11 protein-coding genes are annotated in these 15,004 nt (G+C 29.3%); 1 reads left to right on the plus strand and 10 read right to left on the minus strand.

Translation table 11 applies throughout. From position 1 onward, the window contains the following. Nucleotide 1 precedes the first annotated feature (1 nt). The 10 genes from P9L98_03885 to P9L98_03930 all read right to left on the minus strand — a co-directional run bounded on the left by P9L98_03885 (nucleotide 2) and on the right by P9L98_03930 (nucleotide 12,059). Entirely contained in the window at nucleotides 2–1,093 is a 1,092-nt protein-coding gene (locus P9L98_03885) for a radical SAM protein (GenBank protein MDP8216442.1), read from the minus strand. A gap of 484 nt (nucleotides 1,094–1,577) precedes the next feature. Next, entirely contained in the window at nucleotides 1,578–2,672 is a 1,095-nt protein-coding gene (locus P9L98_03890; protein ID MDP8216443.1) for a radical SAM protein, read from the minus strand. Continuing rightward, the gene (locus tag P9L98_03895; protein MDP8216444.1) at nucleotides 2,653–3,741 is read right to left on the minus strand and encodes a radical SAM protein; all 1,089 of its coding nucleotides are present in this window, start codon (nucleotides 3,739–3,741) and stop codon (nucleotides 2,653–2,655) included. The genes P9L98_03890 and P9L98_03895 overlap by 20 nt, the downstream gene beginning before the upstream one ends. Beyond that, the gene (locus P9L98_03900) at nucleotides 3,742–4,026 is read right to left on the minus strand and encodes a PqqD family protein (protein MDP8216445.1); all 285 of its coding nucleotides are present in this window, start codon (nucleotides 4,024–4,026) and stop codon (nucleotides 3,742–3,744) included. It abuts the gene before it with no gap. 28 nt (nucleotides 4,027–4,054) lie between these two features. Then, the gene (locus P9L98_03905; GenBank protein MDP8216446.1) at nucleotides 4,055–4,846 is read right to left on the minus strand and encodes an ABC transporter permease; all 792 of its coding nucleotides are present in this window, start codon (nucleotides 4,844–4,846) and stop codon (nucleotides 4,055–4,057) included. A gap of 23 nt (nucleotides 4,847–4,869) precedes the next feature. After that, complete coding sequence (locus P9L98_03910) at nucleotides 4,870–5,652, minus strand: ABC transporter ATP-binding protein (GenBank protein ID MDP8216447.1); 783 nt, start codon at nucleotides 5,650–5,652, stop codon at nucleotides 4,870–4,872. A 198-nt stretch (nucleotides 5,653–5,850) separates the two neighbouring features. Then, nucleotides 5,851–8,028, minus strand: coding sequence for a glycosyltransferase family 39 protein (locus P9L98_03915; GenBank protein MDP8216448.1), 2,178 nt, complete (start codon nucleotides 8,026–8,028; stop codon nucleotides 5,851–5,853). Between the two features lie 343 nt (nucleotides 8,029–8,371). After that, the gene (locus tag P9L98_03920; GenBank protein MDP8216449.1) at nucleotides 8,372–9,208 is read right to left on the minus strand and encodes a hypothetical protein; all 837 of its coding nucleotides are present in this window, start codon (nucleotides 9,206–9,208) and stop codon (nucleotides 8,372–8,374) included. Beyond that, nucleotides 9,198–10,277, minus strand: coding sequence for a U32 family peptidase (locus tag P9L98_03925; protein ID MDP8216450.1), 1,080 nt, complete (start codon nucleotides 10,275–10,277; stop codon nucleotides 9,198–9,200). The genes P9L98_03920 and P9L98_03925 overlap by 11 nt, the downstream gene beginning before the upstream one ends. A 369-nt stretch (nucleotides 10,278–10,646) precedes the next feature. After that, nucleotides 10,647–12,059 carry a tetratricopeptide repeat protein gene (locus tag P9L98_03930; GenBank protein MDP8216451.1) on the minus strand — a complete coding sequence of 471 codons (1,413 nt, stop codon included), beginning with the start codon at nucleotides 12,057–12,059 and terminating at the stop codon, nucleotides 10,647–10,649. A 795-nt stretch (nucleotides 12,060–12,854) separates the two neighbouring features. Between P9L98_03930 and P9L98_03935 the strand changes: the two genes are divergently transcribed. Then, on the plus strand, nucleotides 12,855–14,783 hold the full coding sequence (locus tag P9L98_03935; protein MDP8216452.1) for a YcaO-like family protein: 1,929 nt from the start codon (nucleotides 12,855–12,857) through the stop codon (nucleotides 14,781–14,783). The last annotated feature ends 221 nt before the right edge of the window (nucleotides 14,784–15,004 follow it).

The following is a 15,004-nucleotide window of genomic DNA, read 5'->3' on the forward strand; positions in this document are numbered from 1 at the left end:
CTCATTTATCAACCCTTTCTCTCTCTAAATCGACAACCAGATGAGTTAGCTTGCAAAAATAAGATAGCGGGGCCTCTTCATCAGCTATTTCCAATTTTGCCCTGCCGGGACACCAGGAACAGAGATACCAATAGAGACAAGTTTTACATTTAGAATTGGTTTTAAATTTTTTATTTCTTATTTCCGACAATAATCTATTATGACTCTCCTGTATAGAAGCAGTTGTATCTAATAAATTAATCGAAGGTTCTCTTACCAAAGTACATAAAATCATTTCACCGGTAGGTGTAATATGAAATGTATCCAAACCAATAGCGCAACGAAAGAGATTATCTGATGGAGGTTGATTAGCTACATCGGTTGAGAATTTTATATTAGGCATCTCATCCTCTTGCATAGAATTAAGTCTAAATCTTTCATTTATCTCTAAAACCTTCTTAGGGGAAAGTCTTAGAGTAACTGGTGTCAAATCTCCATTCAAACAAGCATTGAGTATAGCAGATACCCTAAATTTAAGACCCCGCTTTTCAATAAATTCTTTAATGGCATCTAATTCCTGATAATTCTGTTTTGTAGCCTGAGTTTTAATCTTTAAGGAAATATCTCTTTTTATTAAATTTTCTATTCCATTTAATGCTAACTTAAATGAACCTTTAACCTGAGAAATCTCTTCATATATTTTTTCTGTTACTGCATTCAATGTAATCTCAATACAAAAAGGTGGAAATCTTTTAAAATAATCTGCTATTTTTTTATCAATTAATGCAGCATTAGTAAAAACAGTTATAATAAATCCTTTCTTTTTGGCATAACTATAAATTTCTATAAAATCTTCTCGTTTCAATGGATCTCCCCCTGTAAAACAAAGCCAGAATATACCTTCTTTATATAATTTATCCAAAATATCAATTACTTCTTTAGTATTAAGCTCTCTCTTAAGATATTCAGAATTATTATAACAATTAGAATAACAGTGCCTACAATGCATATTACACCCAAAGGTAAGTTCAAATTGAGCAACTACAGGGTTTTTTTTCTGCCATTTTTTTTGATGCAGTTTTAAACTAAAGTCTCTATATTGGATTTCTTCCATTTTAACGCAAATTTATATAAATCCTACTTTTGACAAAAGAGATAACTCAGATTTTCTCTTCCTATCAGTTTCATAAACCCCATTTTTTATATACGTTTTTTCATTGCCAAAATTTACTAAATATTCTATCTTGTAATCCATTGTTCTTGGATAATAACAAAATTGCTTTTCAAATATTTTGGGCATACTTAAAACCAATTTTATCTCAACAATTATTTTATTCTTAATTATAAAATCTGGCTCATAAATTTCTATCTCTCTCTCCTTCTAAATTTAATCTTAAACCTTTTATCATTCTGGTATTTTTTCTCTTCTTTATTAAAAATTAAAAACCACTTTTAAAGCTCTATGATCAATCTATCTTTTATGAACAGGGCTTAATTCGTTATAAACTTTATAGAAATAACCTACAATCTTAAAAAATAAATACTTCTATAAGAACTTTTTATTTAAACCTCTATCCACCTGTAGTTATCTACATTTACTAACTAAAAATTTTTTCTGCTTTTTTAAGTGCTCTCATATCTCCTTCCAATTTAGCTAATACCATCGCATAGCTACGATGGTAAGAACTGCAGGCATCAAGCCTACCTTCTTCAAGAAGGCCTCGCGCCGGACACCAGGAGCAATATTTAGCCAAAGGGCAACTATTACATTTATAATCAGGGCCAGGCTTTATATTCTTTACAAAATCTACTATTTTACTCCAACCTTCTTCTAAGCTTCCGTTTAATATATTATATTTGGGATAAGAGATGTCTATACAAGTTTTCATTTCTCCATAAGGAGATATAATAACATCGGTTTTCCCTGCTCCGCAGTTAAAAAGTACTTTTCTATTTTTCTTTATCCCCATTTTTTTTCTTAGCTTACCATCTTTATCGTATTTTTCAAATAATTGAGGATAATATTTTCGGCGTAAATTTTCTGCTTCTTCAGGTAATATACGGTAATTCAATGGTACCTTACATCCATCACTCCTATGAGAAATAAAAGTATCATAGCGAAATATGATACCTAAATTTTCTACAAGTTCCTTCATTTTTAAAAATTCTTTAATATTTGGTTTTATAATAATTGATTTAAGTCCCAAAGGTATACTTCTCATTTTGAGTAAATCAACTGCTCTATAAACTTTTTCAAATGAACCAGATATACCAGATATTTTATCAAAGGTTTTCTTTGTTGCCCCACGTAAAGTTATATCAACTTTATTGGGAGAAAGTTTTTCTATTTTATCAGCAACTTTTTCATCAATCAAAGAACCGTTAGTCAAAAGTATTATTTCAAACCCTTTATTTTTAGCATAAAAAAGAATATCAAAAATATCGGGACGCATAAATATCTCACCGCCAGTAAAACCAAGATAGAATGTTCCCATATTATAAAGCCCATCAAGAATAGAAAAAACCTCCTTCGTAGTAAGCTCTTTCTTTTCTGGCTCAGGAACAATATAACAATAGCTGCATTTATGATTACATTTATGAGTCAATTCAAATAAAGCTCTCAAAGGAAAACGTTTCTTATCCGCTTTTTTAAGTAACTTTAATGAAATATCACTAGAATCTACTTCTTGCATAATCTTTTCTCCGTTGGTATTTTGCTTTGGCTAAGCGACAGAAATATTCAACCGGAGCTTCTTCATTCCCTGCTTCTAAATATGTTCTGGCAGGACAATGAAAACAGACAGACCGTAAATCGCAATTTTTACACTCAGAATTAGTTTTAAATTTTTCCTTGAGCAACTGAGGAAACACATTAAAAAAACCTTCTTTGAAAGAAACTTTCTTTAAATCAGTACTAAATCTATCTGTTAAATAACAAAATTGTAATCTGCCGTAAGGATTTATAAAAAATTGAGTTAGCCATGCATTGCATTGATAAAGATACTCGGAAGGTCTTTCAAATTTATACGGTTGATGAAATCCTTTTTCTATCTCCTCTCTCATATCTGGATCCTGCGATTCAAGTTTTAATATTTCCTCCGGCTCAAGTCTATACTGACAAAGCTCCATTGAACCATCAAGGCGGGCAGTTACGAAAGAGTCGAATCTGAATTTATGTTTACCTAATAAACTTTCAGCATAGGATTTAATCTTCAGGATTTCATCTCTATTCTGTTTTAATCCATTGGTCTTTAAAATTAAAGGTAATTTTTTTTCTACTAATACCGGAATAATACTCATTATTCTCTCAAAAGAGCCAGGAATTCGAGTAATTGTCTCATAAGTATTTTTAGTTATGCCGTTTAAAGTTATCTCAATTGAATATGGAGGATACTTAGATAGGTAATTAATTATAGACCGGCTCAATAGAGAACCGTTTGTGAAAATTTTTACCAAAAATCCTTTTCCTTTAGCATGAGAATATATATCTAAAAAATCTTCTCTTAGAAGCGGCTCCCCACCTGTAAGGCAAAGCCAAATACATCCCTCTTTATAAACCTGGTTTAAGATATTTTTTATCTCTTTTAAAGTTAATTCTCTATCTTCTAACTCTTGACCTTTGACTTCCGAACCTTTGCAGTAACAATGGATACAGTTAAAGTTACAGCGGTAAGTAATTGCGAACTGACCGCTTAAAGGTTTTCGTACCTTAAATTTCTTATAAATATTTTCTACAAACGCATCCTGTTTGACTTCGTTCATTTAAATAATAGCTTCTATCTCTTTCAAATCCTTCAAAAATGCTGAGAGTTCTTTTTTTAATTCATTTCTTGTGGTGTCAAATTCTTTCAAAAGTATTTGTTTAATTTCACTTAATGTTTTTTTTCCATTAATTAGCTTCCAAACTCTTGCTGCCACATCATTTAAGGTATAAAGATATTTAATATCTTGGGAAGATTTATACAGAGGAAGCAGAATAACTTCTCCTTCAATTTCACGAACAACAAATTTTTTACTTTTCTTTAATACTTGAGAATCTTTTGTCATCCTAACCTCTCCTTTTTTATAAATTATCTCAATAATGGCCTAAACTTCCTGTCTTTTTTGCCTCCCTGACTGCAAATTTAAAAAACAATAATGAAGTTGGAAACAACAATATTGCAAATCCCGACAAAATAATTATATCATAAAATACCTGATAAAAAGAGTAATTTTGCAATAACGCATACCTTGCTGCTCTTAAGGAATAAGTAATAGGTAAAAGGTGAGAAATCCATTGTAATTTCTCTGGCAATACAGTAATGGGATAATATACTCCTCCAAATAACCCTGAAAAAATCCCCATTAGCCACTGAATAGGATTGCCTTGCTTAAAAACTATGATAAATCCAGCTGACATTATGCCAATACTTGAAAATATTAGAATAGTTAAAAATAGAATAAAAAACACTAGAATCCAATTAGCATTAAAAAAATTGCCGGCTAATAATATCCCGACTAGAAAATAAACAATAATATTAATAGAAGAGAAAGTAAATCTCCATATGCTACTCCCCAAAATAACAGTAGAAAGGCGGGCTTTACTCACTAGGATATACTCTAAAGTTCCCAGCATCTGTTCTTGCCTAATACTGCTGCTAAAAGAACTCAAGGCAGTCGAAATATACTGTGAAAATGCTAAACCAATTAAAACAAAAGGAAAATAACTTCCTCCATAATCTTCTAAATAAGGGTTAATTCTATTACCAAATAATTTAGAAAGGAAGAAAAATGTTAAAATATTGACAACCATTCCCCACCAGCTGAATATAAAAGACATCTTATAACTAACCTGTATTTGAAAATCACGTTTAACAAAATAAAACATTCCTCTTATGAAATTAAGATATCTCATTTTTCTTTAGTAAGTTTAACAAAACTTTCTTCCAAATTTTTACTATTAGTAGCCTTGTTTACTTGATTCAAATCACCTTTATATTTAATCCTACCTTTATGTAGAATTGCCAACCGGTTAGCCAATTTTTGAGCCTCATAAAGATTATGGGTTGTAAACAGAATCGCTTTCCCTTGCCTGGCAATCTTTCTTAAAATTTCATGAACTTGAGTAGCTGAAGCAGGGTCTATGCTTTTAGTAGGCTCATCCAGCAAAAGCACTGCCGGGTCGCTAAGAAGACCTCGTGCAATGTTTAACCGCTGTTTCATACCGCTAGAATAAGTCTGAAATATTTTGTCAAGATAATCTATCTCTAACAGATTGCACAATTGTTTAATCTTAAATTTAGCTTTTTTACCATAGAAACTATACAGAGAAGCAAAAAAAATCATATTCTGCCATCCTGTCAAACGCCAATAGAAACTACGTTCTTCGCCAGATATAAAACCTATACGAGGCTGAATTTCCTTTTTACATTTCTGGATATCATATCCATCAATATAGACAATCCCTGCTGTAGGGAGAATGAGTGAAGATAAAATCTTAAGTAAAGTTGTTTTACCAGCCCCGTTTTTCCCCAAAAGAACATAAACTTCTCCTGAAAATACGCTCAGATTGATATCTTGAAGTGCAATAATTTCTTTGGATTTCGTCAAGGGGTGGAGACACCATTGAGATAAACTTTTCGTCTGTTTGAAAATTTTACTAAGATTGTCAATTTTAATTGTCTCTTGAAACATAAAAAAATTATTTCTTTACATTCTACAAATATTATTTTTTATAAGCTACCATTTAAAAAACAAACTTTTGACGAAATCTCATCATTACCTATAAAAAACCGCATAATGTTTATAATACTCTTTTTAGATGAGTTGCTATTTTATGATTATCACTAAACTACTCTATTCTCAATTTTCCGATATTTGTATTAAATACATTTACTCAGAAATCATATCGATTATATTCAATCTTTTAATATTCCGCCAATAATTTTCAAAGTCTACTCTATCTCTAAAAGATTTAATACCTAGTTGAACCAATTTAACTCCATTAAGACATATAGATCCTGGTATGTCTATTAAAAATCCGGGTTGATTTCGTTTTGATTTTAAATTTTCAAAAATTACAAATGTATTATTTCTATGAACACTCAGGGGGAATGCAGACTTTTGTATAATACTTTTCAAAGAGGTGTATTTCAATTGTTCAGTCTTTTCCTCTATAGGAAATAAGATTATAAATATCTCCTTATCTTTATCTAATAGCTTGGCACTAATCTTAAATTCATTACCGCTTTTTATGATTTCAAAATTCAATTTGTGTGGAAAATCACGCCAGCAAAACCGCCCTTTAATTTTATCAGAAGCAACTTTTACATAATCACAGGTACCCATCGTTGAAGATATAAGAACAGAAGGTTTTTCTACGATAACAAATTCAATTTTGAATTTGTTGTTAGATTCAACCTTAGAAATCAATGTTATATTTTTATTATCTATTGTTACATAGAAAAACTCATTTTCCAGAATTTCTAATTTCTGAGCATAGATATACGCAGTTTTACCTTCCGGTAATTTAATTTCATCTACAAATTCAAATTTGGCCCTGGTTTTTAAAATCCAGTTTGGATTAATATCTTCAAGCAATTGATTTGATTCATCTAAAGAGCAATGGTGTTTTTGATCAAACCGATCTTTATTTTCAGCAACTATCACTTGAAAGACAAAATGTCTCGAATTTATCGCTGGTAAAAAAAAATGCTTTATATTTTTTCTGTTTTTCAACTTATTAATTATATCGAAATAAGCAATAGAAAATCTTGCATACCTTGTCCTGTCTCTACTAATCAATACATATTCTAAAGGTAGATCAAACCTGTTTTCTTTGTTATATTTTTCAATAACATTTAATATTTCTTTATACTTCCAGTCTTCTCGACTCGGAGCAGCATAGCCTGAGATGAAAGAATTTTCTCCTCCTTCTACTTGCCTTGGCATATAACCCAATAACTTATATCCAAAAGCTAAAGGAACATAGGAAATAAGGAAAAAATTGATAAAAGCATATCCGATAAGAAAAATAAATAGATACTTTACTTTTTTATTCCAAAAAATATCTAAACCATATCCCGCAATAAGAGATACCGGAACTAATAAAGGAATCAAATGCCTTTCGTTGCAAGATTTTAATAAAGATGTGAACAGAATTGGAAATACAATTGTCAAAAGCAAAGAATATTTAAATTGAAATTTTTTAAAAGAAAAAACATATATACCGGAAAATATAAAAATTAAAAAAAGCGGTAAAGAACAATATTGAAAGACTGCTATTTTTAGATAAAAAAATATTTCTTTCATATAATTCAAAAATGTAAGAGATTCTTGATCTCCACATAAAATATAACTTTTTGCCTTAAACAAAAACTCTCTAATATGATGGGGGGTATACCAAACTATTATTACTGTTGATATAGCCGAGAATAGCAATAAAAGATATTTGTTTTTATCTTTTTGTGGCATACTGAAATACAGACTGCAAAAAAGAGGAAATAGAAAAATAAAAAATGACCATTTGATTAATGCCCCGATTAAAAGTACTACAAATAGATAAATAAATTTTTTAAAAGACCAAGACTTATTAAATGAAACAACTGCATATACACCTAAAGCCACAATGCTTGTTAAAGCAAGTTCCAACATAAAAGTTCTACTACAACCATATATAGTAGGAGACAAAGAAATGAATAATAAAGAAAAAATCCCTGACCTAGCATTAAACAGTGTTTTGCCTGTAAGATAGATAGAAATAAGAAGTATGATAAAATAAAACAAATTTGTAAAAAGAACTGTAGATATGTAGTTAGAAGAAGATAAAAAACTGAAAATAGCTCCTGTAATATAATATAAAGGCGGCCAAAAAGAATGTCTGTATATCTCAATCAGATGTTTTAGCCCCTGTTCAAAAAAATGTATATGATAACTTAGAGAAGTAACAAGATGAACGAATTCATCTTCTGCTGATGGCGATTTATTTAACGAAAGCCAGATATAATTGTTTATTGCATAAAAAACAACACATACCGTAATTGTTATAATAATCTTTTTATAAGTTTTCATGCCCCTCTACTATTTTGTTAAAAGACATTTTTACTCCCAATTGTTAAGAAATAATTATTTCCGCAAGAAAACAGAAATTCATAACTCATGCAATTTCAATACGTTGTGCTAAAAGAATATTGACTTCTTATAGCTCCTGTTATCTTTTAACTATATATAACTGGGTCAATATAACAATGAGCAACGTATAGGTCAAGTTTTATTTTTTTTATTATTTTTATTATTATTTTTTTATGCTTTTTATTTCTCCTTCTTCATCAACATCTTACATGAATTATTCCACATTATTTACGAGAGAACCAAATTTATTATTCTTTTCAGCAAATGGAAATTATTGATGTTATTAAAACGGTAACCTTGGCTGATAAATTATTCTATCTATTCCTAATTTTTTTAAATATTTATCAGAAGGACTCTTAGATTTATAGAATACTGTGTTCCCAATACCATAAAAGGGAACAGGCAAAGTATTATTTTCTAAACGCAGGAAATATTTCTTGCATTCTTTTTTGCAAGCAGCATAAGTTAAGGTCAATCTCCCGCATGCTCTTGCAGTAGTAATATAACCATAAGGAAGGTAAATTGAAACTTTCACCTTTCTATTTACCTTAACATTCATTTTCCAAACCAGATTATCAATTTCAACTCGATTAATGTTTTGAGATAAAAGGTATTTTTGAAAAATAGGACTATTTATTATAGACGCCTGATAATGTTCAAACAAAGCATAAGGAACCTTTTTGGGGTATACCATTGCTTTTATTTTATTGTTTGGGTTAAGAATTTTTATAGTTTTCTGTTTATGCAAAAATATTTTCAGTATCCTTGGGTCTCTACGCTGCTTGGTCAAAAGCCTTCCTAAAACAGGATCGAGGTTTTCGAAATTATCCTTTATTAGTTTAAATACACCCCAATCATTACACACTACCTCAACATTTTTTTGACTGTTCAAAAAAGTCAGTAGCTTTTTAAGCTTTTTCAATCCGAAGTTAGTTACAAAAGGAGTAACAAAAGTGAATTCTTTGTTTCTGTTTTTAGTAAAAAAGTACCACCTTTTTAAGGCATCAAGAGTGGGAATTAAATTTTCACAAAACTCATTTCCAAAATAGATTCTATCTATATTTTTCTTAATATCTTGTATTCTATTTACAAATAAAGCTTTTTCAAATTTATTTTTCATTTTTTATCCAATGGGGTGAAAAGTAACAATCGAATTTTGTACATCTACGTTTATTTTTAAAGATGATTTTTGAAAATAAATCTTTACATTTATGCTGATAATCTCTTTTAGAAATACCACCGCATGTTAAATAAGACAACGCCTCGGAAACAAGCTTAACTAATTTAGTATTATATTTCGGGTCCATTCCCCTTCCAATTATTTTCAGACTTCTTATTGGATATTTTTTAAGATCGTATAAATCGCAGATTCTGCAACCAAATGATAGATTTTTATTATATTGGAACTTTAAATTACTTTTTTTCTCTTTATGCGATGTAGCACTGAAAATCTTAAAACGCCTTCCCGCCAATTCCTCCATAAAATAAAAATTACAACCTTTGCAAGCTTGTTCTGTATTATATAATGGATACAAAAAAGTGTCGCTTTTTATTTTCATATCTTTGGTAAATTTGCTTTCACTTTCATGAGAATGAAAAAAGGTGCAATATCCATCAATAAATTGGCAACTTTCAGCAATAATAAATATTTCAAAATCTATTTTGGATTTAACTTCTTCAATAATATTTCCAATTTCGTTCGCTGTTAATTGTCTAGGTAAAACTATTCTACTAGCACCAAGATTTTGATAGAAGTCTGCCGTATTAGAATTGAAACATGTTCCTCCTGTGCTAATATGAATTTCTTTCTTAAACTTATTTTTTATCAGGGTAAGCAAAAAACCTAAATCAGCAATGATAATTCCTTTCACACCTTTTAAAAACTCAATTTTCTTCACTAGGTCAAGTAATAATGGATATTGTTCAGGAGTATAAAGTCCATTAATGGTTACATAAACAGGTAGATTATGTTTATTTGCTTGATCAACTGCCTTTCTAAAAATGTCATAATTTTCAAAACTTTGACCTTCTCCTCGACGATTCAAAATGTTAAAAGCCAATGGCCACTTTTTAATTAATTCCTCAGTAACATAGCCACAGTAAAGCTCATCCGCACCTGTATTTTTTAATAATTTGATATCTTCTATATGAGTAAATGGAGCTAAGATTCTAAAGTATTTTTTTCTCATCTTTCTCTTTAACTATAACAGGGATTCTCTTCCAATAAGTAACCAGCTGGGTTAAATACTGTTTTTATAGTATCATTTCAATCGATAATTATCAATAACTTCCAAAAAATGACTTAAATTTTTGAAGGTACTTTCTCCGCTTTTTCATTTCGACTTCCTGGTTTTAATAGCTATATCACATTTTTTACTTCCTCTAAAGGGAGGCTTCACACTAACCAATGGTCTAAATTCGGAGAAATACTACAATACACTGAGCTATTTAACGACAAAAAACAAACTTTCTTTTTAGTAAGTTTGAAGTTATTTAAAGGAGGACAGGGTTTACTTTATTTTGCAAATTTTTAAAATAATATTAAATAAAGCTATGCCTTATTTTATGTTTAGAGTTGCTGCTTGTTGAATTCTTTTGAATTTCAGAACCCCCTTTTCTAATTCTTTACTAGCTTGCTCTGTTTGACCAATATTTTTGTAGTAATTAGAAAGAGAGAGATTCACATGAAATTCTTCCGGGTTTATTTTTTCAGCTTTTTTAAGCTCTCTTATTGCTTTCTTATATTGTTTGGTTTTCTCGTAACAAAAACCTAAGATTAAATGGCCTTCTTTGTAATTTAACTCTATTGCTTTATTTGCTTCTTTAATAGCTTCTTTATAGCGTTTGAGAATAAAATAGGCTTTGGCCAAATCTATATAAATAGCGCCTTTATTTGGAAAATTTTTTAAAATTCTCTTGTACATCTTTACAGCTTTTTCACTTTCTTTAATCCTAATTGGATGGGATGGATCTAAAAAATAGCTGTTAGTTATAACTGCTTCGTTCACTAATTTACTGCAATAATTACATTCATTACAATTATGGGTACATTTAAGCATTTTTTTGAAAAAGTTATTCTCATTAAGCACTTTAGAATCAACATAGCTAAAATAGGGTAAGAGACCTGCACAATCTAATAATAGCAGTAGATTACCATTGAAATTTTGATTTATATATGCTTTTAACCTAAATTCAATTAAAGAAGTGGAAGAATCCCTGCTTGAAATTTTAAAATAGTCTCCAACCTGAGTATAATATTTTAAGGCATCAGGTGAAATAAACGGGATACTAAAGATTTTTTCAGGGTTTTTGGAAAAAATTTTCATACACCACTTTTCGAAAAAAATTCCATCTATCATCTCAACTTTGGGATTTAACTGTGCATGTGCTATAAAATTAAAATGCGCTTTTCTAAAAGGGCAGTTTCTTAAACATCCTTCATTAAGTAGTATTTTTATTTTAAGTCCGGTTTTATCCTTAATCTCTTTAATCAAAGGAATGTCTCGATTTATATCTCTATCGACAGTTAGAATATCCACACCTAAATCCTTAAGATATAGAGCATGCTCTACTGTTTTTACGTAACAGTTAATAGATGATTCTATTTCAATTCCCTTAATTTGTTCCTTAATCCCAGAGATATAAACAGAATTCGTAACTATTACACTTTTTAATCCTAAATCTTTCAATTTCTGAATATAGTTAATGATTTTTAAAAAGAATTTCTTCTCTAATCCTAATTCTCCTGCGCATGTTGCATTTAATAGCAGCTGAGATTTTATATTTAGCGAGTTGCATTTTTTAATTATTTTGGGGATTTCATTTACATAATTACTTTTTTGAGTAATATGTCTTCCTGAACCTAAGTATTGACGGGGGATTGGGAAATAAAAAGCCTCGATATTGTCTTCATACACATCTAGAAGACTTAATAGCTTGATATCATGATTATAGCCTATGGAGAATTTCATTTTTATTAGTGCCTTAAATTTTCACCTTACTCATTCTATTATTTTATCTGCTTTTTAGTTTAAAACTTTTTTAAATAATCCATTTAGTAGAACTTCTAAATATCTGCAATTGTCAATTATTTGAATTAAGGTTACTTTGTAAAATCCGATTCTATTTCGCCAATGTAACAAAAGGAATATTAGTTAGTCTCTCCTAATTTCTACTACGATATTTTTCCTACTATTTTATCTCTACAGTTCATTACTATTACAATATGATGTTGTCAATACACTTTACAAACTTAGTAATATATTAGCACTTCGACAAAATAAAAGTAAATTAAATCTTGTCCTGGTTCAAAAACAAAGATAAGCAAACCTTGCACTGTTTTACATGTATTTTATTTACTTTTTTACCTTCCTTACAACAAGTGCACAGTTCTGCCATTTGTGTATTTTTTGTAGCATAGACAGGACGAATTAAAACAAGAAAATAAAATCCATTTTATTCTATAAATTATGATAAAATGAAACTAACTTAGAATATAACATTAGTAAAAAATTGAAGCAGCAAATGAAATTATTGGAAGAAAAATTAGTTTATTCAGCCGATATTTCACTTAACACATTAACTAAAATCGGATTCAATCTTATAAAATAACCGAAAATTTAAGCTATTAAGAAAACACTGACATATTAAAAGCATCTATTAGCAAATTGCTAAATTAATAGATTTTGTTTACGGGATTTTTAGTCTAGCTCTTTAGTTTTTGGTAAGATAAATCTATATAATACAAAATGAAGATAAGAAATTGTATGAAAGGGTTTGTTCAAGGAATAAATAGAGTTATTCCACCCGAACAAACATGTAAAGTTGTTCTGAGGAAAATTCAAAATATAGATCCTCTTATCTTAAAGGGATATTTTGAAGTGCCGCGACCGAGCAAAATTTTACAATATAGGTTTATAGGAACTGATTATTACCAACAAATTGTTCAAGCAGAAGGAACTAATGGAAAAGGTCATTTTAAAGAACAAGCGTTGGCAAGCGGCATCATGGAAATGGTAGAGAGATATTCATGCTATAAATACCTTCGCAGTAAAAATACTTTCAAAATATATTCTTTTGAAGATTTAAAACATAATACATTTCAATTAAAAAATATCTACTCTAACTTTATTGATGATACTCATGTAAAGATACTGAAAAATAAAGAGATAAAAGCTGCTAAAATACGATGGTACAGAGGATACTCTTTGGATGGCAGGAGAACGTACTTACCAATGAGTCTAATTGCATATCTTCTAGAAGGTACAAACGGAATGGCTGCAGGAAATTCTCTTGAAGAAGCATTGTTACATGCCATCTGTGAAGTGATTGAGAGACACTGTTTATCCCTAATAAAAATAAACAAGCTAAAGACACCTCTTATTGATATGTCTACCATTAATTCTTCTATAGCAAAGGAACTAATAAAAAAAATGCAACTTCTAAAATATCCAATTTTAGTTAAAGATTTTTCTTTGGGTATTGGTTTACCAGTAATTGGTGTCATTAGAAAAGTAGATAAAACAAACTGCATTATTACTGCTGGTGTAGCTACGACTCGAGAGGAAGCATTAATAAGAGCTCTTCTTGAAAATTCACAGACTGAATCTAAAGAAAACTATATAAAAATTCATTTAGCCAAATACTATTTTGTAAATAACAAAATTATATCTATAAAAGATATTCCAAATGTAAATAACAAAAGTATGAAGTTAGAACTTGAAAAAATTGAAAAAATATTAAATAAGCAAAAAATGAAGATTTTTTTTATTGATACTACAGACAAAATTTTAAATATTCCCAGCGTTATAGTATATATTACAGGGGCAAAATTTTTTAGTAAAGAGACATCGTACCGAAATATATTAATAGGACTCATTGAAGAGTATTTAAGGAATGAGAATTACAGTGATATCGAAAGATATTTGAATAAAGCTGATAAAATAGATAAGAACAACAAACTTATATATTTTTATTTTAGAGGATTAATTTTAAAACATCACTCTCGATATAGAGAGGCAATACAGTACCTTTCAAAGGTTACAGAGATTAAAATAGCTGAATTTCAAAAAATTAGCCTCATAAATCTTGGCCTTTGCTACCAAGCAATAAACGATATGGATAATGCAATAGATTGTTATGCAAAAGCCATAGATTTGTTTCCCGACTTTAGTATTGAGTATCTTAGATTCTATTATGATAATGTACCTTTACTTTTTAATAATAGAAACCTTTTTGATAATGCCAAAAATTTGTATTATGAAATTAAATTATTTAGGAAACATTTTCCTATTATTAATTTACAAAAAATAAAAACTCCATTTTATAAATATCAAAAAAATAAAAAAAACATATTAATCCATCTCGAAAAAACTCAAACTCATTTTATTTCTAAACAATATAAAAAAGCTATCGAAGAAGCAAATAAAATAACAGGGTTAAGTAATACAGCAAGCAAAATGCACAATGTATATTTAATTTTAGGTTTTTGTTATGAGAAAACCAAACAATATAAGAAAGCGATAAGAGAGCTTAAAAAAGCTGAAAAAATAAACCCGGAAGAATTTCAGGTGAATCTCTCTCTTTCCAATTGCTACAAAAATATTGGTCAAACAGAGCAAGCTAATAAAGAATTAGAAAAGGGGGTTCTGAAATTCAAAAAAATTCAACAAATAGCAACTCTGGATATAAAATAAAGTAAATTTTATTTTCTTTTAAATGATTTTAGACTTACTACAGGAAAAGTTTATTTTTCTATCACTCATCATCTTTAACATTAGAGAATTTAGTACTGTTGCTGTTTGTATAAATATATTTTAAATAATGCAAGCTGCAGAGAAATGAGTTGTTCTATTTTAGATTAACTGTAGAAGCAAGCTGTATTTGGACCATAGATTAGAAGCTATTTGAAAGCTTT

It is taken from the genome of Candidatus Kaelpia imicola, from assembly GCA_030765505.1.
Taxonomy (GTDB): Bacteria; Omnitrophota; Gorgyraeia; order Kaelpiales; family Kaelpiaceae; genus Kaelpia; species Kaelpia imicola.

Coding starts and splice junctions, on each gene's coding strand:
- P9L98_03900 (MDP8216445.1), bottom strand. CDS start 4,026: ATGACAAAAGATTCTCAAGTATTAAAGAAAAGTAAAAAATTTGTTGTT.
- P9L98_03930 (MDP8216451.1), bottom strand. CDS start 12,059: ATGAAATTCTCCATAGGCTATAATCATGATATCAAGCTATTAAGTCTT.
- P9L98_03925 (MDP8216450.1), bottom strand. CDS start 10,277: ATGAGAAAAAAATACTTTAGAATCTTAGCTCCATTTACTCATATAGAA.
- P9L98_03920 (MDP8216449.1), bottom strand. CDS start 9,208: ATGAAAAATAAATTTGAAAAAGCTTTATTTGTAAATAGAATACAAGAT.
- P9L98_03885 (MDP8216442.1), bottom strand. CDS start 1,093: ATGGAAGAAATCCAATATAGAGACTTTAGTTTAAAACTGCATCAAAAA.
- P9L98_03890 (MDP8216443.1), bottom strand. CDS start 2,672: ATGCAAGAAGTAGATTCTAGTGATATTTCATTAAAGTTACTTAAAAAA.
- P9L98_03905 (MDP8216446.1), bottom strand. CDS start 4,846: ATGTTTTATTTTGTTAAACGTGATTTTCAAATACAGGTTAGTTATAAG.
- P9L98_03910 (MDP8216447.1), bottom strand. CDS start 5,652: ATGTTTCAAGAGACAATTAAAATTGACAATCTTAGTAAAATTTTCAAA.
- P9L98_03895 (MDP8216444.1), bottom strand. CDS start 3,741: ATGAACGAAGTCAAACAGGATGCGTTTGTAGAAAATATTTATAAGAAA.
- P9L98_03915 (MDP8216448.1), bottom strand. CDS start 8,028: ATGAAAACTTATAAAAAGATTATTATAACAATTACGGTATGTGTTGTT.
- P9L98_03935 (MDP8216452.1), top strand. CDS start 12,855: ATGAAAGGGTTTGTTCAAGGAATAAATAGAGTTATTCCACCCGAACAA.